11 protein-coding genes and 3 rRNA genes are annotated in these 22,633 nt (G+C 64.9%); 12 read left to right on the top strand and 2 right to left on the bottom strand.

What is annotated here, in order from left to right:
• The first annotated feature begins 27 nt into the window (after nt 1-27).
• The 5 genes from HD592_RS08220 (at nt 28) to HD592_RS08200 (ending at nt 9,338) form a co-directional block, all read left to right on the top strand.
• Complete coding sequence (locus HD592_RS08220) at nt 28-1,455, top strand: NAD-dependent malic enzyme (protein WP_184453239.1); 1,428 nt, start codon at nt 28-30, stop codon at nt 1,453-1,455.
• Between the two features lie 935 nt (nt 1,456-2,390).
• Nucleotides 2,391-3,935: ribosomal RNA gene (locus tag HD592_RS08215) — 16S ribosomal RNA — on the top strand.
• A 309-nt stretch (nt 3,936-4,244) separates the two neighbouring features.
• Nucleotides 4,245-7,369, top strand: a 23S ribosomal RNA gene (locus HD592_RS08210).
• Between the two features lie 131 nt (nt 7,370-7,500).
• A 5S ribosomal RNA gene (gene rrf, locus HD592_RS08205) occupies nt 7,501-7,618 on the top strand.
• Together the 16S, 23S and 5S rRNA genes form the textbook arrangement of a ribosomal RNA operon.
• Nucleotides 7,619-7,973: 355 nt before the next feature.
• Nucleotides 7,974-9,338, top strand: a complete 1,365-nt coding sequence (locus tag HD592_RS08200; RefSeq protein WP_184453237.1) for a threonine/serine exporter family protein — start codon at nt 7,974-7,976, stop codon at nt 9,336-9,338.
• A gap of 662 nt (nt 9,339-10,000) precedes the next feature.
• On the opposite strand, the gene HD592_RS08195 is transcribed toward HD592_RS08200, so the two are convergent.
• On the bottom strand, nt 10,001-11,596 hold the full coding sequence (locus HD592_RS08195; protein ID WP_184453235.1) for an aspartate:alanine exchanger family transporter: 1,596 nt from the start codon (nt 11,594-11,596) through the stop codon (nt 10,001-10,003).
• Nucleotides 11,597-11,910: 314 nt separating this feature from the next.
• Between HD592_RS08195 and HD592_RS08190 the strand changes: the two genes are divergently transcribed.
• The 7 genes from HD592_RS08190 (at nt 11,911) to cydC (ending at nt 21,416) form a co-directional block, all read left to right on the top strand.
• Nucleotides 11,911-13,764, top strand: a complete 1,854-nt coding sequence (locus HD592_RS08190) for an acetolactate synthase large subunit (protein ID WP_184453233.1) — start codon at nt 11,911-11,913, stop codon at nt 13,762-13,764.
• Between the two features lie 3 nt (nt 13,765-13,767).
• Complete coding sequence (ilvN, locus tag HD592_RS08185) at nt 13,768-14,280, top strand: acetolactate synthase small subunit (RefSeq protein WP_184453231.1); 513 nt, start codon at nt 13,768-13,770, stop codon at nt 14,278-14,280.
• A gap of 2 nt (nt 14,281-14,282) precedes the next feature.
• The gene (ilvC, locus tag HD592_RS08180; protein WP_184453229.1) at nt 14,283-15,308 is read left to right on the top strand and encodes a ketol-acid reductoisomerase; all 1,026 of its coding nucleotides are present in this window, start codon (nt 14,283-14,285) and stop codon (nt 15,306-15,308) included.
• A 130-nt stretch (nt 15,309-15,438) separates the two neighbouring features.
• Nucleotides 15,439-16,497: a 3-isopropylmalate dehydrogenase gene (locus HD592_RS08175; protein ID WP_184453227.1), complete on the top strand. Its 1,059-nt coding sequence runs from the start codon at nt 15,439-15,441 to the stop codon at nt 16,495-16,497.
• A 124-nt stretch (nt 16,498-16,621) separates the two neighbouring features.
• Complete coding sequence (locus HD592_RS08170; RefSeq protein ID WP_184453225.1) at nt 16,622-17,767, top strand: branched-chain amino acid aminotransferase; 1,146 nt, start codon at nt 16,622-16,624, stop codon at nt 17,765-17,767.
• A 203-nt stretch (nt 17,768-17,970) separates the two neighbouring features.
• Nucleotides 17,971-19,572: an ABC transporter ATP-binding protein/permease gene (locus HD592_RS08165; RefSeq protein ID WP_184453224.1), complete on the top strand. Its 1,602-nt coding sequence runs from the start codon at nt 17,971-17,973 to the stop codon at nt 19,570-19,572.
• Nucleotides 19,569-21,416, top strand: coding sequence for a thiol reductant ABC exporter subunit CydC (gene cydC / locus HD592_RS08160; RefSeq protein WP_184453222.1), 1,848 nt, complete (start codon nt 19,569-19,571; stop codon nt 21,414-21,416). The genes HD592_RS08165 and cydC overlap by 4 nt, the downstream gene beginning before the upstream one ends.
• Here the strand turns inward: cydC and HD592_RS08155 are convergent.
• Nucleotides 21,385-22,578 (bottom strand): cobalamin-independent methionine synthase II family protein, encoded by a 1,194-nt coding sequence (locus HD592_RS08155; RefSeq protein ID WP_184453220.1) that lies wholly within the window; start codon nt 22,576-22,578, stop codon nt 21,385-21,387. The genes cydC and HD592_RS08155 overlap by 32 nt on opposite strands.
• Nucleotides 22,579-22,633 lie beyond the last annotated feature (55 nt).

Genomic DNA, 22,633 nt, shown 5'->3' with positions numbered 1-22,633 from the left:
CGGCTGCACCTACTGGCGAGGAACACCATGCGCACATCTCCCTCATACACGGCTTCCTACCGGATCGAGATCGACGAATCGGCCTCTTCGATCGCCGCAGTCGTCGACGCGGCGGTCGAGCAGGGCGCTGAGGTGCGCGGCCTCGACGTCGCCGAGTCCATGCGCGGTTCGATCGTCCTCGACCTCACCTGCGACCTGCGCGACTCCGAGCAGCGGCGCGAGGTCCGCAACGCCCTCGCGGCACTCCCCGGCGTGATCGTGTCCTCGACGGCGGACCAGACCTTCCTCTCGCACATCGGCGGCAAGATCGAAGTCGCCTCGAAGGTCCCGCTGCGCAATCGCGATGACCTGTCGCGCGCCTACACCCCGGGCGTCGCCCGCGTGTGCACAGCGATCCACGACATGCCCCAGAAGGCGCATCTGCTCACGATGAAGTCGAACACGGTCGCCGTCGTCTCCGACGGAACCGCGGTCCTCGGCCTGGGCGACATCGGGCCCGCGGCCGCCCTTCCCGTCATGGAGGGCAAGGCCGTGCTCTTCAAGGAGTTCGGCGGCGTCGATGCCTGGCCGGTCGTCCTCGACACGACCGATACGGAGGAGATCATTTCGATCGTCAAAGCGATCGCCCCGGCCTACGGCGGCATCAACCTGGAGGACATCTCCGCGCCCCGCTGCTTCGAGATCGAGGAGCGCCTGCGCGCCGAGCTCGACATCCCGGTCTTCCACGACGACCAGCACGGGACCGCGATCGTCGTCCTCTCCGCGCTGATCAACGCCCTCAAGCTCGTCGGGAAGAAGATCGAGGACGTCCGCATCGTCGTCTCGGGCGTCGGCGCGGCGGGCAACGCGATCATCCGGCTCCTCCTCGCTCAGGGCGCGAAAGACATCGTCGGCTACGGGCGCACGGGGGCCCTCGCCGCCGATGACACCGAAGGCATGCACCCGAGCCGCAAGGCGCTCGCCGAGGCGACCAACCCGCGCCTGGTCCACGGCACCCTCGTCGAGGGCCTCAAGGACGCCGATGTCTTCATCGGCGTCTCCCAGGGCAACATCCTCACTCCCGCCGACATCGCCACGATGGCCGACGACGCCATCGTCTTCGCCCTGGCGAACCCGACTCCCGAAGTGGATCCGATCGGCGCTGCGGAGCACGCCGCGGTCGTGGCGACGGGGCGTTCGGATTACCCGAACCAGATCAACAACGTCCTCGCCTTCCCCGGCCTCTTCCGGGGGCTCCTCGATGCCAAGGTCAAGGAGATCACGACGGAGGTTCTGCGGGTCGCGGCCCTGGCCATCGCTTCGGTGATCTCCGAGGACGAGCTCTCGGCGAACTACATCATCCCGGGCGTGTTCGATGAGCGCGTTGCGCCCGCGGTCTCGCGCGCGGTCCGTCAGGCCGTTCGCGACCTGCCGACCGTCGACATCCCCGTTCAGGAGGACATCGACGGACGCTGATCCTCGGCCCTTCGCCGAGGGCCTCCGATGCGATGCCCCTTGAAGCGGGCCGTGCGCGATGCGCACGGACGCGCGGCACTGACGTCTCACGGAGGTGCGACGCTGCCATCTCGCCGCCGCGCGGCGCCTTCGGCAATGGGCGGAAAGACTGCGGTGAACCGCGGCATGCGGCCGGAATCGGGCGAAGAGCCCGGCTCCGGCCGCTGCTCTTAGCGGCCCGAGCGGCGAACCGTCCTCCCGATACGGGGGCTGAGGGGCTTCTGATGGGGGATGAGGGGATCGATGCGCGGCGGGCCGGACGCTTCCCGGGAGGCGCCCGGGGAGCCGCGGGGCGCCTGGCGTTCCTCGGAGGGCAAGGGGGCAGGTGCGCTGCAAGGCCGCTATCGGGGAGCGGCGGATGACAGCCTCGGATCCTCTCCCGGCCGTGCGTCCCCATGCGCTCCCTCCCGCTTCCCGTATCCCCCTCGCCCTTCGCCCGGGCCCTTCGGGGCATGAGATCGCCGTGCACCGCTCCACCGGGAGCGGCTGATTCTGTGCACTGCGAAACACGAATAGATCACAAGCGCCTCGAATAAGGCCTGAGCTGCGTCGGTGTTCCGCGTAATTCCAAGGAAAACCTCGTCGTCGCGCGCTCGGGAGGGGAGGCGGGGGCGATTTGACGGTTTGTGTGGGGGTGGGTAGTGTTTTCTCTTGTCGCTGCGGCTTTGTGGTTGTGGTGGTGGCCTCTTCCTTTGGGTGGTTCTGGGTGTGTGCTTGGGGTTGCCTTGGGGGTGTGTGGGTGTTGTTTGTGAACTCGATAGTGTGTTTGTTGTTTATGCCTGTTTTTTGTTTTTGAGTTGTTTTTTGGTTGGGATTGCTTGCCGTGTGGCTGCTGCTGCTGTTGTTGTTGTTTGTTGTGGTGGTGGTTGTGTGGTGGGTTTTTCTGGACTTTGTTTTGTTCGGAGAGTTTGATCCTGGCTCAGGACGAACGCTGGCGGCGTGCTTAACACATGCAAGTCGAACGCACGGCCTTGGGGTTTTCCTTGGGGTTGGTGAGTGGCGAACGGGTGAGTAACACGTGAGTAACCTGCCCTCTTCTTTGGGATAACGGTCGGAAACGGCTGCTAATACTGGATATTCACACATTGTCGCATGGTGGTGTGTGGAAAGGTTTTTTCTGGTGGGGGATGGGCTCGCGGCCTATCAGCTTGTTGGTGGGGTGATGGCTTACCAAGGCTTTGACGGGTAACCGGCCTGAGAGGGTGACCGGTCACATTGGGACTGAGATACGGCCCAGACTCCTACGGGAGGCAGCAGTGGGGAATTTTGCACAATGGACGGAAGTCTGATGCAGCGACGCCGCGTGAGGGATGGAGGCCTTCGGGTTGTGAACCTCTTTCGCTCATGGTCAAGCCGCAGCTTTGGGTTGTGGTGAGGGTAGTGGGTAAAGAAGCGCCGGCTAACTACGTGCCAGCAGCCGCGGTAATACGTAGGGCGCGAGCGTTGTCCGGAATTATTGGGCGTAAAGGGCTTGTAGGCGGTTGGTTGCGTCTGCCGTGAAATCCTCTGGCTTAACTGGGGGCGTGCGGTGGGTACGGGCTGGCTTGAGTGCGGTAGGGGAGACTGGAATTCCTGGTGTAGCGGTGGAATGCGCAGATATCAGGAGGAACACCGGTGGCGAAGGCGGGTCTCTGGGCCGTTACTGACGCTGAGGAGCGAAAGCGTGGGGAGCGAACAGGATTAGATACCCTGGTAGTCCATGCTGTAAACGTTGGGCACTAGGTGTGGGGGCCACCCGTGGTTTCTGCGCCGTAGCTAACGCTTTAAGTGCCCCGCCTGGGGAGTACGGCCGCAAGGCTAAAACTCAAAGGAATTGACGGGGGCCCGCACAAGCGGCGGAGCATGCGGATTAATTCGATGCAACGCGAAGAACCTTACCAAGGCTTGACATGCACCCAGAGCCTCCAGAGATGGGGGTGCATTTGGTTGGGGGTGTGCAGGTGGTGCATGGTTGTCGTCAGCTCGTGTCGTGAGATGTTGGGTTAAGTCCCGCAACGAGCGCAACCCTTGCCCTATGTTGCCAGCACGTTGTGGTGGGGACTCGTGGGGGACTGCCGGGGTTAACTCGGAGGAAGGTGGGGATGACGTCAAATCATCATGCCCCTTATGTCTTGGGCTTCACGCATGCTACAATGGCTGGTACAGAGGGTTGCGATGCTGTGAGGCGGAGCGAATCCCTTAAAGCTGGTCTCAGTTCGGATCGAAGTCTGCAACTCGACTTCGTGAAGGTGGAGTCGCTAGTAATCGCAGATCAGCAACGCTGCGGTGAATACGTTCTCGGGCCTTGTACACACCGCCCGTCACGTCACGAAAGTTGGTAACACCCGAAGCTCATGGCCTAACCGGTTTTCCGGGGGGAGTGGTCGAAGGTGGGATTGGCGATTGGGACGAAGTCGTAACAAGGTAGCCGTACCGGAAGGTGCGGCTGGATCACCTCCTTTCTAGGGAGCCCTGTTGGGGATTGCTGTGCTGTGCTGCTTGTGGGTGGTGTGGTGTGGTGGTTTCTTGTGCTCATGCTTGGTCATCATGCGTTGTGTGTGGTGGGTGTGGGTGCGTTGTGGGGTTGGGTGTAGATGATGGACACGCTGTCGGGTTCACGGTCAATACCTGTTGGCCGGTGGCCCTGCTGTGTTGTGGGGTTGTGTGGCTTGCTGGCTGCCTGCGCGCGTGTGGTTGTGTGTGGTGGTTGGTGTGGTGGGTTGTTTGTGATTTGTATAGTGGTTGTGAGCATCTTTTTTGTTCTGTGGTTTTGTTTAGTTGTGTGGGGCATTCGGTGGATGCCTTGGCATCAAGAGCTGATGAAGGACGTTGCGGCCTGCGATATGCCTCGGGGAGTTGGCGAGCGAACTGTGATCCGAGGGTGTCCGAATGGGGGAACCTAGCTGGGGTTGTGCCTGGTTACCATCATCTGAACGTGTATAGGGTGGTGGGGGGAACGCGGGGAAGTGAAACATCTCAGTACCCGTAGGAAGAGATATTCCGTGAGTAGTGGCGAGCGAAAGCGGAGGATGGCTAAACCGTGTGCGTGTGATACTCGGCGGGGGTTGCGTGTGCGGTGTTGTGGGGCTCATTCGTCCATTCTCTGCCGGGGGTGGGCTGGTGTGTGTTGTGGGAGTCGAACCATTTGGGATGGTGGACCGTAGTGCGTGAGAGTCGTGTAGGCGGACTGTGACATATGCTGGTGGGGTGGGTGCCCGAGTAGTGCGGGGCTCGTGGAATCTCGTGTGAATCTGCCAGGACCACCTGGTAAGCCTGAATACTCCTTGATGACCGATAGTGGATAGTACCGTGAGGGAATGGTGAAAAGTACCCCGGGAGGGGAGTGAAATAGTACCTGAAACCGTGTGCCTGTAAGCCGTCAGAGCCTTGTGGGGTGATGGCGTGCCTTTTGAAGAATGAGCCTGCGAGTCAGTGATACGTGGCGTGCTTAACCCGTGTGGGGTATGCGTAGCGAAAGCGAGTCTGAAATTATGGCGTGTGTCGCGTGTTCTGGACCCGAAGCGGGGTGATCTACCCATGGTCAGGTTGAAGCAGGGGTAAGACTTTGTGGAGGACCGAACCCACCAGGGTTGAAAACCTGGGGGATGAACTGTGGGTAGGGGTGAAAGGCCAATCAAACTCCGTGATAGCTGGTTCTCCCCGAAATGCATTTAGGTGCAGCGTTGTGTGTTGCCTGGCGGAGGTAGAGCTACTGGATGGCTGATGGGCCCTTTGGGTTACTGACGTCAGCCAAACTCCGAATGCCGTTAGGTTGAGCATGGCAGTGAGACGGCGGGGGATAAGCTTCGTCGTCGAGAGGGAAACAGCCCAGATCATCAGCTAAGGCCCCTAAGTGTGCGCTAAGTGGGAAAGGATGTGAGATCGCGGTGACAACCAGGAGGTTGGCTTAGAAGCAGCCATCCTTGAAAGAGTGCGTAATAGCTCACTGGTCAAGTGGTTTCGCGCCGACAATGTAGCGGGGCTTAAGCGTACCGCCGAAGCTGTGGCACTCACACGTTATAGCCTTGAGGAGTTTAGCTTCTTGCGGGTGTGTGGGTGGGTAGGGGAGCGTCCTGCGTGCGGTGAAGCCTGCTGGTGATGGTGGGTGGAGCGTGTGGGAGTGAGAATGCAGGCATGAGTAACGAATGGGAGGTGGGAATCCTCCCCGCCGATTGACTAAGGGTTCCAGGGCTAGGTTTATCCGCCCTGGGTTAGTCGGGTCCTAAGGCGAGGCCGACAGGCGTAGTCGATGGACAACCAGTTGATATTCTGGTACCGCGTTGTAACCGCCCAATGCTGAAGCCATTGTGCTAACCATCATGCTGTCTGGGTGCGTGCCTTCGGGTGCGTGTTCGGGTGGTGTCGTGGGATCCTGGTGGTGTGTAGGTAAGCGTGTTAACAGGGGTGACGCAGGAAGGTAGCTGCCGCGCACCGATGGTTGTGTGTGTCTAAGGTTGTGGCCCGTCTTCCAGGTAAATCCGGAGGGCGTTGTGGGTGAGGACTGATGGGGGTGCCCCTTGTGGGGTGTCTGGTGGTGATCCTAGGCTGTCAAGAAAAGCCTCGACGTGAGGGTGCAACGCGCCCGTACCCTAAACCGACTCAGGTGGTCAGGTAGAGTATACCGAGGCGTTCGAGTGAATCATGGTTAAGGAACTCGGCAAAATTCCTCCGTAACTTCGGGATAAGGAGGACCTTGTGCTGTCCCACTGTCTTGCGTGGTGGTGGCGGTGTGGGGTCGCAGAGAAGAGGGAGAAGCGACTGTTTATCAAAAACACAGGTGCGTGCGAAGTCGTAAGACGATGTATACGCACTGACGCCTGCCCGGTGCTGGAAGGTTAAGAGGAAGACTCAACCACTTCGGTGGTGAAGGTTTGAATTTAAGCCCCAGTAAACGGCGGTGGTAACTATAACCATCCTAAGGTAGCGAAATTCCTTGTCGGGTAAGTTCCGACCTGCACGAATGGCGTAACGACTTCTCCGCTGTCTCGACCGTGAACTCGGTGAAATTGCAGTACGAGTAAAGATGCTCGTTTCGCGCAGAAGGACGGAAAGACCCCGGGACCTTTACTATAGCTTGGTATTGGTGTTCGCTTAGGCTTGTGTAGGATAGGTGGGAGACTGTGAAGCGGCCGCGCCAGCGGTTGTGGAGTCGTCGTTGAAATACCATTCTGGTTTAAGCGGTCATCTAACCTTGGCCCGTGATCCGGGTTGGGGACAGTGCCTGGTGGGTAGTTTAACTGGGGCGGTTGCCTCCTAAAATGTAACGGAGGCGCTCAAAGGTTCCCTCAGCCTGGTTGGTAATCAGGTGGCGAGTGCAAGTGTACAAGGGAGCTTGACTGTGAGACCGACGGGTCGAGCAGGTGCGAAAGCAGGAACTAGTGATCCGGCCATGGCACGTGGGTGCGTGGTCGCTCAACGGATAAAAGGTACCCCGGGGATAACAGGCTGATCTTGCCCAAGAGTCCATATCGACGGCATGGTTTGGCACCTCGATGTCGGCTCGTCGCATCCTGGGGCTGGAGTTGGTCCCAAGGGTTGGGCTGTTCGCCCATTAAAGCGGTACGCGAGCTGGGTTCAGAACGTCGTGAGACAGTTCGGTCCCTATCCTCTGTGCGCGTAGGAAACTTGTGGAGGGCCGTCCCTAGTACGAGAGGACCGGGATGGACGAACCTCTGGTGTGCCAGTTGTACCGCCAGGTGCATGGCTGGTTGGCTACGTTCGGAAGGGATAACCGCTGAAAGCATCTAAGCGGGAAGCCTGCTCCAAGATGAGGTTTCCGTCACCCCCATTGGGGGTGTGAAGGCCCCCAGTAGACGACTGGGTTGATAGGCCAGAGGTGGAAGCACAGTAATGTGCTCGTGAGCCGACTGGTACTAATGGGCCGACACTAAACACAACCCAACCCCCTAACCAAAACAAAAGGGGGGGCGGGGCAAGAAAGACACTGCTTGCAACCACTATACGAATCACACTCAACCCACAACCCCCCAACAAGACCGGGGGGTAGGGGAGAGGTTTTGAAGACTTTGCGGTGGTCATAGCGTGGGGGAAACGCCCAGAACCCATTCCGAACCTGGAAGCTAAGCCCCACAGCGCCGATGGTACTGCACCTGGGAGGGTGTGGGAGAGTAGGACACCGCCGCAACCACACCCAACAAGAGTGGGGGGAGGCGAGCACCAACACCCGGTGCACGCCTCCCCCCTCCCCATTTCACACACACGCGAACACGAGCGAACACACACGCACACGAACACGAGCGCGACGGCACGCCAACACGCACACGCACACGAGCGCGACGGCACGCCAACACGCATACGGGCGAACACAAGCGGGCGAACGCATAGAAACACGCACATGCGCGGCGAACGTGGACCACGAAACACGCACACGGGCGCAAGCGCACAGAAGCGCGAACACACGCGGACGAGTGGCCAACACGACAGGGTGATCGAGACGTTCGTCGGATCGCCGTGCACCGATCCCGTGCGATTCTTCTTCCATGACGGATAAGAATCCCGACAGCGCGCAGTCTTGCGAAGACGGCGCTCTCGAAGACTATTCGGCGGCGCTGCATTCCCAGGCCCACGATCGACTGGCCCATCAATCCCGGGTCGTTCTGAGACTCGGTCAGATGCTCCTGGCCTCGGGAGCGAGCGCCTACCGGGTCAAGGCCTCGATGGCGACCGTGGCGAAAGCGGTCGGCATCGCCGAACACCAGGCGCAGGTGACCTTCACCGAGATCATCGCGACCTCGTACGCGAATGGCACCTTCCGAACAGGACTGGCCGAACAACGCACGATGGGCATCAATGCCGATCGCATCGATCGACTCACCAACTTCGTCGCCTCCCTCGACGGCTCCTCGGCGCGTGTCGAAGAGGTGGATGCCGCCCTCGACGACATCGAGAAGATCGGCCCCCTGTACGACTGGTTCCCCAACGCAGCGGCTTCGGGGCTCGCCTGCGCCGCATTCGCCTTCCTCAATTCGGGCGGCTGGGTCGAGTGCTCGGCGGTGGCCGTGGCGGCATTCTTCGGGCAGGCCCTGCGCAGGCAGATGCTGCATCGCCGGATGAACCACTTCGGCGTGTGGATGACGTGCGGTGCGCTCGCCGCACTCGTTTACATCCTTCTGGTGGCGCCGGCTCAGCACTTCCTCGGTCTCGAACCGACGCACCAGGCGGGGTTCATCTCCGCGATGCTCTTCCTGGTTCCGGGCTTCCCGCTGGTGACGGGCATCATCGATCTCGTCCGTCATGACTTCCAGGGCGGTATCGCCCGCCTGACCTACGTGTTCATGCTCATCCTCTCCGCGGGCGTCGCGACCTGGGCGGTCTCCTCCGTGTTCCACTGGTCGGTGACGCCGGAGTACTCCTACGTGCTCGCCCCGTGGCTGCTCTACACGCTGCGCTTCCTCACGAGCTTCGTGGCCTCCTTCGGCTTCGCCATGCTGTTCAACTCTCCGCGCAGGGTGGCGGCGGTCGCGTCGCTCATCGGCGCGATCATCAACACCGGTCGTCTCGGACTCGTCAATGAGTTCGGGATGTCAGTACCGGCCGCCGTGGCCCTCGCCGCTCTGGCGGCCGGGCTGCTGGCGAATGCCGCGGCCAACCGGACGAAGTTCTCCCGCGTGACGCTGTCGGTCCCCGCCGTTGTCATCATGATTCCGGGCGTGCCCCTGTACCGCTCGCTCACCTATCTCAATGACGGGCAGATGCTCTTGGCGCTCACGGCGCTCTTCACCGTGGTCTTCACCATCGTCGGCATCGGCATCGGTCTGGCGGTCGCGCGCATGCTGACCGACAAGAATTGGCTGATGGAACGGCCGCCGGCGGTGCCCGCGCTGGACGATACCTATTTCGAGTAGACGGACCCGTCCCGACTGAGGGGGAGGCGCTCCAGGCGCCTCCCCCTCAGTTGTTCGCCGACTCGTGCGTGAATGCTGAAGAGGAGGATCCTCCGCACCCGAAAGGTGCCCAAGAAGGCCTCTGGCGACCGCCAGAGGCCTTCTTGGGCACCTTTCGGGGGATGGGGGGAGTTGTGGGATGGGGGGAGTTGTGGGATGGGGGGAGTTGTGGGATGGGGGGAGTTGTGGGATGGGGGGAGTTGTGGGATGGGGGGAGTTGTGGGATGGGGGGAGTTGTGGGATGGGGGGAGTTGTGGGATGGGGGGAGTTGTGGGATGGGGGGAGTTGTAGGAGGAGGGAGGAGGTACGGGAGGGGAGGCCATGGGAAGGGAGGAGGTGTGGGAGGGAATGGAGGCGGACTGCCGGCCCGTGCGGCGATGCTCTTAGATCGGGACGAGGACCCGCAGGAAGAGGGGAGGCGGGGGATGCGGATCCTTCCCCGAGCGCAATGGCGGCTCTGGCAGCGGCGGGAAGCCGCAGAAACGAGCAGGCGGGAGCGTGAACCCGTGGCGCAGACGCGCACGGGGGCCGCTGCCTGAAGCAGCGGCCCCCGTGGGATCGAATCGGCCCGAAGGCTCAGCGACCGGCGGATCGAATGCCCGCGTTCGTCAACTGAACGGGCCTCAGCCCAGTCCGCCGAGAACCGTGGCGACGAGGATCTTGCCGACCATCGCGACCGGGTAGATGAGCGCGTAGCCGAGCGACACGCGCGGGTCGGAGTTCGTGCGGCCGTTCGCGAAGGCGAGGACGGCGGGCTGGGTCTGGGCGCCGCCGAGGAAGCCCGACAGCTGCGTGCCGCCCATCTTGAACATCCACCGCATCGTGCAATAGATGCCGACGGCCATGATCGACGTCATGATGAAACCGAGGATGAAGATCTTGATCCAGTCGCCCGAGGTGAAGGCGTTGGCGATCTGCCCGCCGGCATTGGAACCCGCCTGCGCGAGGAAGACGAGGAGGCCGAACTCGGCGAGGACCTGGCACGCCGTGAAGGGGAGGGCGGTGACGACGGGGCCGATGCGGCCGAGGCGGCCGAAGACCAGGCCCACGATGAGCGTGCCCGCAGCCGAACCGATCGAGAAGTAGTCGCCGGAGGGCGTCAGGATCGGGAGCTCGCCGATCGCGATGCCGATGGCCATGCCGATGCCGAGGGCGATCGGGTTGAGGTCGGACAGGCCGCGGGCCGAGTCCCCGAAGAACTTCGTGATCGCCTTCATCTTCGAAGTCGGTGCGACGATGCGGACGCGGTCGCCCTGCTGGAGGACCAGGCCCGGCTCGGCGATCATGTCGACGTCGCCGCGGCGGACGCGCGAGATCGTCGCGGAGAACTTCTTCGCGAGATCGAGTTCAGCGACCGTGCGGCCGGCGACCTTCGGATCCGAAACGGTCATGCGGCGGAAGTCCAGGTAGGAGCGGTCCTGCATGAGCGAGTGCGAAGAGGCGTGGCCGAGCTCCGTGGCGGCGCGGGCGACGAGCTCGCGCGGGCCGACCACGGTGACGAGATCTCCGGCGTCCAGGGTGTCGGACATCGAGGGGCGGGTGATCGGGCCGGTCTCACCGCGACGGAGGCGGGAGAAGGTGACCTTCGAGCCGAGCTTCTCGTAGATGTCGCCGACGAAGGGGTGATCGTCGCGTTCGACGCGGATCGTGCGGTTCGCCAGCGGCGAGGGGGTGTCGCGGTCGTTCTTGCCGTAGGATAGCGCCGCCATCGATGCGGCGAGCATCCCGATGACGCCGAAGAGGTAGGCGATCGAGTAGCCGACCGTGGCGCGGTCGAGCTGACCGCTCGCGTCACCGGCTGCCGCCAGGGCGGGAGTGTTCGTCACGGATCCCGCGAAGGTGCCGGCGATGAGGGCGATGTCCATGCCCATGGCCTTGCCGATGGCGAGGCCGGCGCCCGCGGCGAGGATGTAGAGCACGACGACCGCGAGGATCGGACCGATCGCCGTCTTCAGATTGTGGAAGAAGGAGGAACCGGAGTTGATGCCGATCGCGAAGGTGAAGAGCGTGAGGCCGAGAGTGCCCAGCTGCGGGGTCACGCGCAGCTCAACACCGTAGGACTGGGCCCAGGCCGCGAGGATGATCGCGAGGAAGAGCACGGCGGCGGCGCCGAGGCCGATGCCCTTGATCTTGATATGGCCGAAGGCCATGCCGATGCCGATGAGGATGAACAGGAAGAGGACCGGCTGCTCTGCCAGTAGGGTGAAAACCGTTTCCACAGTCGTGGACTCCAAGTCTCGTGTTGTCGACGAATCCCTCTCATTATCCGGGATCGTCTTCGTCTCCGAGTTGGCCCATCGTCCCAGGACCCCGGCCCCTCGAAGGACGAAGGGCTGTGCGGCCCGTCACTCGACTCGCAGCACCGAGGGCGGGCCGACGGAATCGGCGAGGACGCGCAAGTTCCGAAGTGTGAGACATCACGAGTCGTGAAAGCCGCGGGGCCTACGGTAGAAGCGTGCTCGACATTCTCTCGGTTGGAATTCTCGCCTCGGTCCTCGTACCCGGGCGTGCGATTCCTGCCGCGTGACAACGGATGGATCGCACGCCCCTCCCCAACTCGCACCGGCGGCTGGGGATTTTTTCTTGGGATCCATCCACATCAAGAGAGGACCACGCGGTGAACGACACACCCACTGCCCAGCCCCGGACGATGACCGGCGCGCAGGCCATCGTCGCCAGCCTGGAGGCGATCGGCGTGACCGATGTCTTCGGAATGCCCGGCGGCGCGATCCTTCCCACCTACGACCCGTTGATGAGCTCGTCCCTGCGGCACATCCTCGTGCGCCACGAGCAGGGCGCCGGACACGCCGCTGAAGGCTACGCCCTGGCGACGGGCAAGACCGGGTGCGCGATCGTCACCTCCGGCCCCGGGGCCACCAACGTGCTCACCGCCTTGGCGGACGCCAACATGGATTCGGTGCCGATGGTCGTGATCTCCGGCCAGGTGGGCGCCTCCCTCATCGGAACCGACGCCTTCCAGGAAGCGGACATCGTCGGCGCGGCCATGCCGCTGACCAAGCACTCCTTCCTGGTGACAGATGCCGCCGAGATCCCCTCCCGGCTCGCAGAGGCCTTCGAAATCGCCTCCACCGGGCGCCCCGGCCCTGTCCTCGTCGACATCACCAAGTCCGCGCAGACGGCGACGATGGAATTCTCGTGGCCGCCCGTCATGGACCTGCCCGGCTACAAGGTGGCCGGCAAGCCGCATAAGAAGCAGATCAAGGCCGCGGCGGAGGCGATCCTGCGCGCCCAGGCGCCGGTCTTCTACGTGGGCGGCGGCCTCATCCGCTCCGGAGCCTCCGACGCCCTCGCCCGCCTCGTCGAGGCGAGCGACGCCCCCGTCGTGACGACCCTGCCGGCGCGCGGAGCCTTCCCCGATTCGGACCGCCACAACCTCGGCATGCCGGGGATGCACGGCACGGTCGCCGCAGTCGGCGCCCTGCAGAGGTCCGACCTTATCGTCGCCCTCGGCGCGCGTTTCGATGACCGCGTGACCGGACGCCTTGACTCCTTCGCCCCCAGGGCCCGCGTCGTCCACATCGACATCGACGCCGCGGAGATCTCGAAGAACCGCTACGCGGATGTTCCGATCGTCGGCGACCTGGCCACCGCCCTGCCGATCCTCGCCGACGAGGTCGAGAAGATGCGCGACGAGGACGGGGCGCAGGACCTCTCCGGCTGGTGGCGCTACCTCGACCGGCTCAAGGAGCGATACCCGATGGGCTGGACGGACTCCGAAGACGCAATGATGGCCCCGCAGGACGTCCTCACGCGACTGTCGAGGATCGTCGGCCCCGAAGCCGTCTACGTGACCGGCGTCGGCCAGCACCAGATGTGGGCCGCGCAGTTCATCGAATACGAGAAGCCCCGGCACTTCATCTCCTCCTCGGGCCTGGGCACCATGGGCTACTGCATCCCGGCCGCGATGGGCGCGCAAGTCGGGCAGCCGGACAAGGTCGTGTGGGCGATCGACGGCGACGGCTCCTTCCAGATGACGAACCAGGAGCTCGCGACCTGCACCGTCAACAACATCCCGATCAAGGTTTGCCTCATCAACAACTCCGTGCTCGGCATGGTGCGCCAGTGGCAGTCCCTGTTCTACGGGAAGCGCTACTCGAACACGACGCTCAACCCCGTCGAGGGCGAGCAGATCCCCAACTTCGAGATGCTCGCCACCGCCTACGGGATGGCGGCGCGCACCGTCCGCTCGATCGACGAGGTCGATGAGGCGATCGAATGGGCGATGTCCATCAACGACCGGCCGGTTCTCATCGATTTCAGGGTCTCGAAGGACTCGATGGTGTGGCCGATGGTCGCCGCGGGAGTGTCCAACGACGAGATCCGTTACGCCAAGGGAATGGCGCCCGACTGGGATGTGGAGGACTGAGCGATGACCCAGACGCATACGCTGTCCGTGCTCGTGGAGAACAAGCCGGGCGTCCTCACGCGGGTCGCCGCCCTCTTCGCGCGCCGCGCCTTCAACATCAAGTCCCTCGCCGTCGGTGAGACCGAGCACCCCGAGGTCTCGCGGATGACGATCATCGTCAAGGCCGACGAGCAGCCCTTCGAGCAGGTGACCAAGCAGCTCAACAAGCTCGTCAACGTCCTCAAGGTCGTCGAACTGGCCGCCGAGGACTCGGTCGAGCGCCGCCTCCTGCTCATCAAGGTCCGCGCCGATGAGGAGCGCCGCACCGGCGTCCTCCAGGTCGTCGACCTGTTCCGCGCCCACGTCGTCGACGTGCAGCCCGAATCCGTCGTCATCGAGTCGATCGGCTCGCTGTCCAAACTGGAAGCGCTCGTCGCGGCCCTCGAGCCGTACGGCGTGACCGAAATCGTCCAGTCGGGCGCCGTGGCGATCGGCCGCGGTCCTCGCTCGATCACGGATCAACTGAAGGAGAAATGACAATGGCCGAGATCATCTACGACGACGGGGCGGACCTGTCGATCATCCGGTCCAAGAAGGTCGCCGTCATCGGTTACGGCTCCCAGGGCCACGCCCATGCGCTCAACCTCAAGGACTCCGGTGTCGAGGTCGTCGTCGGCCTCCGCCCCGGCTCGTCCTCGTGGGAGAAGGCGGAGGCCGCCGGACTCGCGGTCAAGGACGTCCCCGAGGCGGTGAAGGAGGGGGACGTCATCATGATCCTCCTTCCCGACCAGGTGCAGCGCACGGTCTACGCCGAGCAGATCGCCCCGAACCTCAAGCCCGACACCTCGCTCTTCTTCGCGCACGGCTTCAACATCCGCTACGGCTACATCGCCCCCGAGGCGGGCCACGACATCTGCATGGTCGCCCCGAAGGGCCCGGGTCACACGGTGCGCCGCCAGTTCCTCGAGGGCAAGGGCGTCCCCGCCCTCGTCTGCGTCGAGCAGGACGCGTCCGGTGCGGCCTGGGAGCTGGCCCTCTCCTACGCGAAGGGCATCGGCTCCACCCGCGCCGGCGTCATCAAGACGACCTTCACCGAGGAGACCGAGACGGATCTCTTCGGCGAGCAGGCCGTGCTCTGCGGCGGCGTCTCGCGCCTCATCCAGTACGGATACGAGACCCTCACCGAGGCCGGCTACATGCCGGAGATGGCCTACTTCGAGGTGTGCCACGAGATGAAGCTCATCGTCGACCTCATCAACGAGGGCGGCCTGACCAAGCAGCGCTGGTCCTGCTCGGACACCGCCGAGTACGGCGACTACGTCTCGGGCCCGCGCGTCATCGGACCGCAGGTGAAGGAGGCCATGAAGGAGGTCCTCACCGACATCCAGGACGGCACCTTCGCCAAGCGCTTCATCACCGACCAGGACAACGGCGGCCTCGAGTTCAAGGCGCTGCGCGCCGAGGGCGAGAACCACCCGATCGAGAAGACCGGGCAGAAGCTCCGCGCGGCCTTCGGCTGGACGAGCGGCGATGCCGACTACACGGACGGCTCCGCCGCCCGCTGAGCCTCATCCCGAATGAGCCCTCGGGGCCCGCGCCGCACGGCGCGGGCCCCGTTTCTCGTTCCTCGGACGAGCCGCCCAGTGGGCGGACGCGCCCTCGGCGCCGATGCCGACCGGGCACACAATGGGCCCTATGACGACACTTGATCTGGCAGTAATCCCCGGCGACGGCATCGGTAAGGAGGTCGTGCCCGAGGGGCTCAAAGTCCTTCAAGCCGTTCTCGAGGGAAGCGGCATCGGCTTGAGCACCACCCATTACGACCTGGGCGCGGAGCGCTGGCACCGGACGGGGGAGACCCTCACCGATGAGGACCTCGAGGCGATCAAGAAGCACGACGCGATCCTCCTCGGCGCGGTCGGCGATCCCTCCGTCCCCTCCGGCGTCCTCGAGCGAGGCCTTCTGCTCAAACTCCGCTTCGCCCTGGACCACTACGTGAATCTGCGCCCCTCGAAGTACTTCGAGGGCGTGCCCAGTCCCTTGGCGGCACCCGGCGACATCGACTTCGTGGTCGTGCGCGAGGGGACCGAGGGCCTCTACGCGGGCAACGGCGGCGCGCTCCGCGTCGGCACGCCGCAGGAGATCGCGACCGAGGTCTCGGTGAACACGGCCTTCGGCGTGGAACGCCTCGTCCGCTACGCCTTCGAGAAGGCGAATGCGCGTCCGGCCAAGCACCTCACCCTCGTTCACAAGCACAACGTCCTCGTGAACGCCGGTCACCTCTGGCGCAGGACCGTCGAGGCCGTGGGCGCCGAATACCCCGAGGTCCGGGTCGACTACTGCCACGTCGATGCCGCGACGATCTACCTGGTCACCGATCCGCAGCGCTTCGACGTGATCGTCACCGACAACCTCTTCGGAGACATCCTGACCGACGAGGCGGGCGCCGTCACCGGCGGCATCGGCCTGGCCGCCTCGGGCAATATCAACCCCGACGGGGCCTTCCCCTCGATGTTCGAGCCGGTTCACGGATCGGCGCCGGACATCGCGGGCCAGGGCAAGGCGGATCCGACCGCGACGATCGCCTCGGTCGCCCTGCTCCTCGATCACATCGGGCGCCCCGACCTGGCCGCGAAGGTCGACGCCGCGATCGAGGCGGACATGGCGGCCCGTGCGCGGGCCGCTGCCGCGGGCGAGCCCCTGGTGCGTTCGACCTCGCAGATCGGTGACGCCCTGGTCGCGGCCCTCGGCTGATCGGCGCCCTCCGTTCATCTCGCCCGCCCTCGTTCCCGGCCGGAAGGCCACATGACGGAACCCGGGCGGGCGAGGCCCATCCGGGTCATATCCTGTGAGCACATGAACCGACCAGGAGGAGAACATGGCGACCACACACGTCCCGACGGAACTCGAGGCCCTCTCGGGCAAGCCGATCGCCCCCGCCTCCGAACTCGCGGGTCGTTTCCCGCTCACTCCGAGCGCGCATCCCGCATCAGCGGAACGCTACGAGAAGGTGATGAGCGAGCTCGCCTTCGGCCGTGAGTTCACCGATCACATGGCCCACATGCGCTGGACCCGGGACGGCGGCTGGGAGGACCGGGGCGTGATCCCCTACGGTCCGCTGACCCTCACCCCCGGCGCCTCCGTCCTCCACTACGCGCAGTCGGTCTTCGAGGGCCTCAAGGCCTACCGTCACGCCGACGGCTCCATCTGGACCTTCCGTCCGACCTACAACGCGGCGCGCCTGAATCATTCGGCGAGGCGCCTGGCTCTGCCGGAGATGGACGTCGAGGATTTCGTCGCCTCGCTGGTCGACTACGTGCGGGCGGATGCGAAGTGGGTTCCCGAGGGCGACGGCACCAGCCTGTACCTGCGGCCCTTCATGTTCGCCTCCGAGGAGTTCGTGGGCGTTCACCCGGCGGGGGTCGTGGACTACTACGTCATCGGCTCGCCTTCGGGCCCGTACTTCACCTCCGGTTTCACCGGCGTGCCGATCTGGGTGGTGAAGGGCTATCACCGCGCGGGTCCGGGCGGGACCGGTTCGGCCAAGTGCGGCGGCAACTACGCGGCCTCGCTCATGCCGCAGACCCGGGCCGCTGAGAAGGGCTTCTCGCAGGTCTGCTTCCTGGACTCCTATGAGGAGAAGTACCTCGAGGAGCTCGGCGGGATGAACATGTTCGTCGTCATGGCCGACGGTTCGGTGCGCACGCCCGAGCTCACCGGGGTCATCCTCGAGGGCGGGACGCGTTCTGCGATCTGCCGGCTCCTGAGGGACGAGGGCGTGGACGTCCGCGAGGAGCGGATCGCCCTGGACGAGCTGGTCGCGGGGATGCGCTCCGGGGAGGTCGCCGAGGTCTTTGCCTGCGGCACCGCCGCAGTGGTCACCCCGATCACCCGCCTGGCCGGTGACGACTTCGATGTCGAGCTGCCGGTCGGGGAGCGGACGAAGCGCATCCATCAGCGTCTCACCGATATCCAGCTCGGCCGTGCGGAGGATCCCTACGGCTGGATGTACCGGATCGACTGATCGGGCATCGCGCGACGAGGAGCGCCCCCGCCATCGGGTGGGGGTGCTCCTTCATCGGCCGATGGAGGCCCTTCCCGACGACTGGGGAGAATCGGATGAACGGGGATCGTTTTCGAGTCAGGGGCGAAGGGGAGCAGGATCAGACATAATGTCATAAACTTACTTAGTTGCACCTAAGCTGACTGATGCGGAAGGTGGTCCGGGTGCGAAACAGCCTGATTGTCATCCTGTCATGGTCCTCGTCCCTCGCCCTCGCCGGCGTCTACCTGATCCTCGGCGGAGGACTCGACGCCGCACTCCAAGGCGAGCCCTGGAACCGCGTGCCCGAGGCGATCGCGGCGGCTCTCCTTACCGGCCTGTGCGCCTGGGCGGCATCCTCGCTCGGCGCGGCGGCGATCGCCCCGCAGGAGGCGAAGACCCGCCGATCGATCATCGCCCATGTCTTCGCCCTCGGCCCCTCGGAACGCGCCGGCGCACGCGCGGGAAGGATCATCAACACCGCGACCGACGGAGTCGAGCGCAATGCCGTCTACCGCGCGACCTTCATCGCCTCGATGATCGCCTCGCTCACGACCCCCGTCCTGATCGTCATCATCGTGGCGCTCTTCCTCGATCCCCTGAGCGCAGGCCTCCTTTCCCTCTCGATCCCCCTCGTCCCCGCATCCGTCCTCGCATTCCACAGGGGTTTCAGGCCCGTTTCACGCCGCTACCGGAACGCATCGCGCGCACTCGCCGCCCAAGAGCTCGACGCCATCCAAGGACTCGGCTCCCTCGTCCTCATGAACGCGGGCAGACGAATGGGGGAGGAACTCGCGCGAGCCGCGGAAGAGGTCCGCTCGAAAGTCATGAGCTACCTCGCCGGCAACCAACTCGTCCTCCTCGTCATCGACTCCGTGTTCACCCTCGGAATGATCACCGGAGCGACCCTCCTCGCTCTTGCGAGGTCCTCGTTGGGGGCCCTCTCACCCGGCCAAGGCCTCGCCCTCGTCCTCCTCTCGACGATCATGCTCGATCCCCTCGACCGGATCGGCCAGTTCTTCTACATCGGAATGGGCGGCATCGCGGCGGGCAAGGAGATCTCCCGCTTCACCGCACTCGTCCCCGCATCCGTGGACGAGGCCGGCGTCCGCGCCCCCACCCGTCCGTCCGACCCCGGCGCACTGCGAATCGACGACGTCTCCTTCAGCTACGACGGGCAGATCCCGATCCTCGAACATGCGGACCTGGAGCTTCGCGCAGGGGAGAAAGTCGCGCTCGCGGGCCCCTCCGGCGCAGGAAAATCGACCCTCAGCGCGCTCCTCCAGGGCGATCGCCGCCCGGACTCGGGACGGATCCTCATCGAGGGCGAGAACCTCAGGAAGGTGCCGCTCTCCTGGGCGCGCTCGCGCATCGCAGTCGTCGAACAGACGACCTACCTGTTCAGCGGGAGCCTCCGAGACAATCTCCTCCTCGCGTCCCCCCACGCCGCCGACGAAGAACTGCTCGCCGCTCTGAAGACCGCCGAGCTCGATGACCTCATGGCGAGGCTGCCGGAAGGACTCGACACCCGCGTCGGGTCGAGGGGCCTGGCGCTCTCCGGAGGTGAAGCGCAGCGCGTCGCCATCGCGAGAGCACTGCTCAAGGATGCGCCGATCCTCATCCTCGACGAGCCCACCGCCCACGTCGATCTCGCGAGCGAACAGGCGATCCTCGCCGCACTCGAGGCGGCGACGCGCGGGCGCACCGCGCTCACGATCTCCCACCGGCAGGCGACCATCGACAACGCGGACCGACGCGTCGAACTGCACGAAGGAGCACTGCGGTGACGCCGACGCACGCATCATCGGGGCGAGAAGGATTCAGCCGACCCGCCCTCGCGAGGAAACTCCTCCGCGTCACGCGGCGCGTCCTCGCCCCTCTCGGACTCTCGATCCTCGCCAGAACGCTCTTCCTGCTCCTCGGCATTGGGATCTTCGGGCTCGCGGGATGGGCCGTCGTCGCGATCCCCACCGGGACCACCCCCTTGAAGGGCCTCGCGCCGATCGCGGGAGCGATGATCGCGCTCTCGCTTCTCAAAGGACTGGCACGCTATCTCGAACAGTTCGCGGGGCATTTCGTCGCCTTCCACTCGCTCGCGATCCTGCGCAACCACTTCTACGACCGTCTCGAACCCCAGGCTCCCGCCTTCACGGAAGGACGAGACTCCGGAGACCTGCTCAATCGAGTCACCAAGGACATCGATAGGATCGAGGTCTTCTTCGCGCACACCCTCGCGCCCGCGACGACCGCGATCCTCGTCCCGGCCATCGCCCTGGCATGGATGGGAGTCGCGACCTCCTGGTGGCTCGCCATCGTCCTCCTCCCCTTCCTCGTCCTCGCAGGCCTCATCGTGCCCCGTCTCGGCGTCGGGCGCACCGATGCCGCTGCTCGCGAGCTGCGCGCCGAACGAGGCCGACTTGCAGCCCACGTCGCAGACTCCGTTCAGGGCGTCCGCGAGGTCCTCGCCTTCGGAATCGAGGATCCCCGGCTCCGCGAGATGGAGCGCATCGAGGAGCGAATCGGCGAACAGACCGGCATCATCGGCCGAAGGATCGCCGCGCGACGCGGCCTCAACCAGACGGTGCTCGCCCTGTCCATGATCGTTCTCGCAATGACCGGGATCAGCCTGCATTCCCAGGGACGGCTCGAGCTGGACAGCCTGGGGCTCGCCCTGGGCATCGCCCTGGGCTCCTTCGCATCGGTCATCGCGGTCGAGGACTTCATGGCGGACCTCGACCAGGCCTTCGCCTCGGCCGAACGGGTCTTCGCCATCACCGAGCGGACGCCCCTCGTCGTCGACGCCCCCGATCACCGTGAGGCGGGCGCGGACACGGGAATCGAGGTCGACTCGGTCTCCTTCACGTACCCCCTCCTCGACGAGCCGAACGAGGGGGCCCGTCGGCCCGAAGTGCTCCACGCGGTCTCGCTCTCGATCGCCCCGGGCTCCTTCACCGCGATCGTCGGCGCATCGGGTTCGGGGAAGTCGACGATCGCGGGCCTCCTCACTCGCACGTGGGATCCGGATTCGGGCGCCGTGCGGATCGGGGGAGTCGATGCGCGCCGGATCGGGCTCGCGAGCCTCCGCTCAGTCATCGCCTCGGCGACCCAGCGCCCCTACCTCTTCAACGACACGGTGCGGGCCAACCTCCTCCTCGCCGAACCCGAGGCCTCCGAGGAGGAGCTCCACGAGGCGCTGCGAATGGCCGGATTGTCGGACTGGATCGCCCAAGAGCCCGAAGGGATCGACACCGTCGTAGGCAACATGGGGGAACGACTCTCCGGCGGGCAGCGCCAACGCCTCACACTCGCACGCACCCTCCTGCGGCAGGCCCCGATCACCCTGCTCGACGAAGCGACATCGCAGCTCGATGCGAGCACGGAACGGCTCGTCCTCGAAGGGATCCGGGAGGCGACGCGCGGACGCACGCTCATCGTCATCGCCCACCGGATCTCCACGGTCGTCGGGGCCGATCAGATCATCGTCATGGACTCCGGGCGGGTCGTCGAATCCGGGACCTACGAGGAGCTCATCGCAGGGGACGGGGCTCTTGCCGCGCTCGTCGCGAGGCAGGACGGTCCTGAAGACGCTCGTGAGAGCCTCACTTCGAGGCGAGGCGAGCCCCTTCGGTGAGAGCGGCGAGCTTCGCCCAGGCGATCGAGGGGTAGATGCGCCCGCCGAGACCGCAGTCGGTCGACGCGACGACGCGCTCGTCCCCGACGATGTCTGCGAACTGGCGGATGCGCTGCGCGACGAGCTCGGGGTGCTCGACGACGTTCGTTGAATGCGAGACGACCCCGGGGATGAGGTACTTGCCCTCGGCCAGATCGATGTCCTTCCAGATCGTCCACTCGTGAGCATGGCGCGCGTTCGCGGCCTCGAAGGTCAGGCCGTTCGCGTTCACCTCGAGGGCGAGGTCGACGATGTCCTTGAAGGGGATGTCCGTCGTGTGCGGGCCGTGCCAGGATCCCCAGCAGACGTGGTAGCGGACGAGGGCGGGGTCGATGCCCTCGAGGGCGTGATTGAGGGCCTCGATGCGGACCCGCTGGAAGGCGCGGTAGTCCTCGAGGGCCGGCTCGACGGCGAACTGGTCCCATCCCTCGGCGAGGTCGGGGGCGTCGATCTGGACGGTGAGGCCCGCATCGGTGATCCGCCTGTACTCCTCGCGCAGGCCCTCGGCGAAGGCCCAGACGACGGCTTCATCGTCCTCGTAGTGGGCGTTGGCGATGCGGGCGGCCGAACCGGGGGAGAGGGCGGCGACGAAGCCGTCCGAGACCGGACGGTCCGCGGCCTCGAGGGCGGCCTTCGTGCCGGCGATGTCCCGATCGACGGCCTCCTCGCCGATGTAGGCGATCGCGGAGGTGATCGTCGGGAACGCGACGGGGTTCTTGTTCGCGATGTGGATGCCCGACTCGGGGTCGCAGTAGGCATCGGCGAACAGGTTCCAGTCGCGGCGCTCGGCGAAGGAGGAGTAGGAGAGACGGCCTTCACGGCCGGCCGGGGGCTTGACGTCGAAGCGGGCGATGTCTTCGAGGGAGAGCCCCGAGAAGCGGGAGAAGGAGTAGGTCCACCAGGCGCCGTAGTCGACGTTGTCGATCATGGCGTGCCCGTACTCGCCGTCGTTGAGGATCGTCAGGCCGAGCCCGGCCTGACGGGCCACGACGCCGTTGACCTCCTCCTGGAGGACAGCGGTGAACCCCTGTTCGTCGAGAGAACCGGCTCGACGCTCGCGATTGGCCTCGATGAGGCGCTCGGTGCGGGGCAGGGAGCCGACATGCGTGGTGCGGATTGTCATCGCTGGACCTTTCGTGGGACGACCGCGTTGCTCGAAGACTACGTCCCCGGTGCCC

It is taken from the genome of Schaalia hyovaginalis, assembly GCF_014208035.1.
GTDB classification, from domain to species: domain Bacteria; phylum Actinomycetota; class Actinomycetes; order Actinomycetales; family Actinomycetaceae; genus Pauljensenia; species Pauljensenia hyovaginalis.
Note: the sequence above shows the minus strand (reverse complement) of the source record. Positions and strands in the feature narration are given on the sequence as shown.

What these genes read in the sequence shown, in the direction of transcription:
- HD592_RS08220 (WP_184453239.1), top strand. Translation starts at nt 28, where the DNA reads ATGCGCACATCTCCCTCATACACGGCTTCCTACCGGATCGAGATCGAC.
- HD592_RS08200 (WP_184453237.1), top strand. Translation starts at nt 7,974, where the DNA reads ATGACGGATAAGAATCCCGACAGCGCGCAGTCTTGCGAAGACGGCGCT.
- HD592_RS08190 (WP_184453233.1), top strand. Translation starts at nt 11,911, where the DNA reads ATGGATCGCACGCCCCTCCCCAACTCGCACCGGCGGCTGGGGATTTTT.
- ilvN (WP_184453231.1), top strand. Translation starts at nt 13,768, where the DNA reads ATGACCCAGACGCATACGCTGTCCGTGCTCGTGGAGAACAAGCCGGGC.
- ilvC (WP_184453229.1), top strand. Translation starts at nt 14,283, where the DNA reads ATGGCCGAGATCATCTACGACGACGGGGCGGACCTGTCGATCATCCGG.
- HD592_RS08175 (WP_184453227.1), top strand. Translation starts at nt 15,439, where the DNA reads ATGACGACACTTGATCTGGCAGTAATCCCCGGCGACGGCATCGGTAAG.
- HD592_RS08170 (WP_184453225.1), top strand. Translation starts at nt 16,622, where the DNA reads ATGGCGACCACACACGTCCCGACGGAACTCGAGGCCCTCTCGGGCAAG.
- HD592_RS08155 (WP_184453220.1), bottom strand. Translation starts at nt 22,578, where the DNA reads ATGACAATCCGCACCACGCATGTCGGCTCCCTGCCCCGCACCGAGCGC.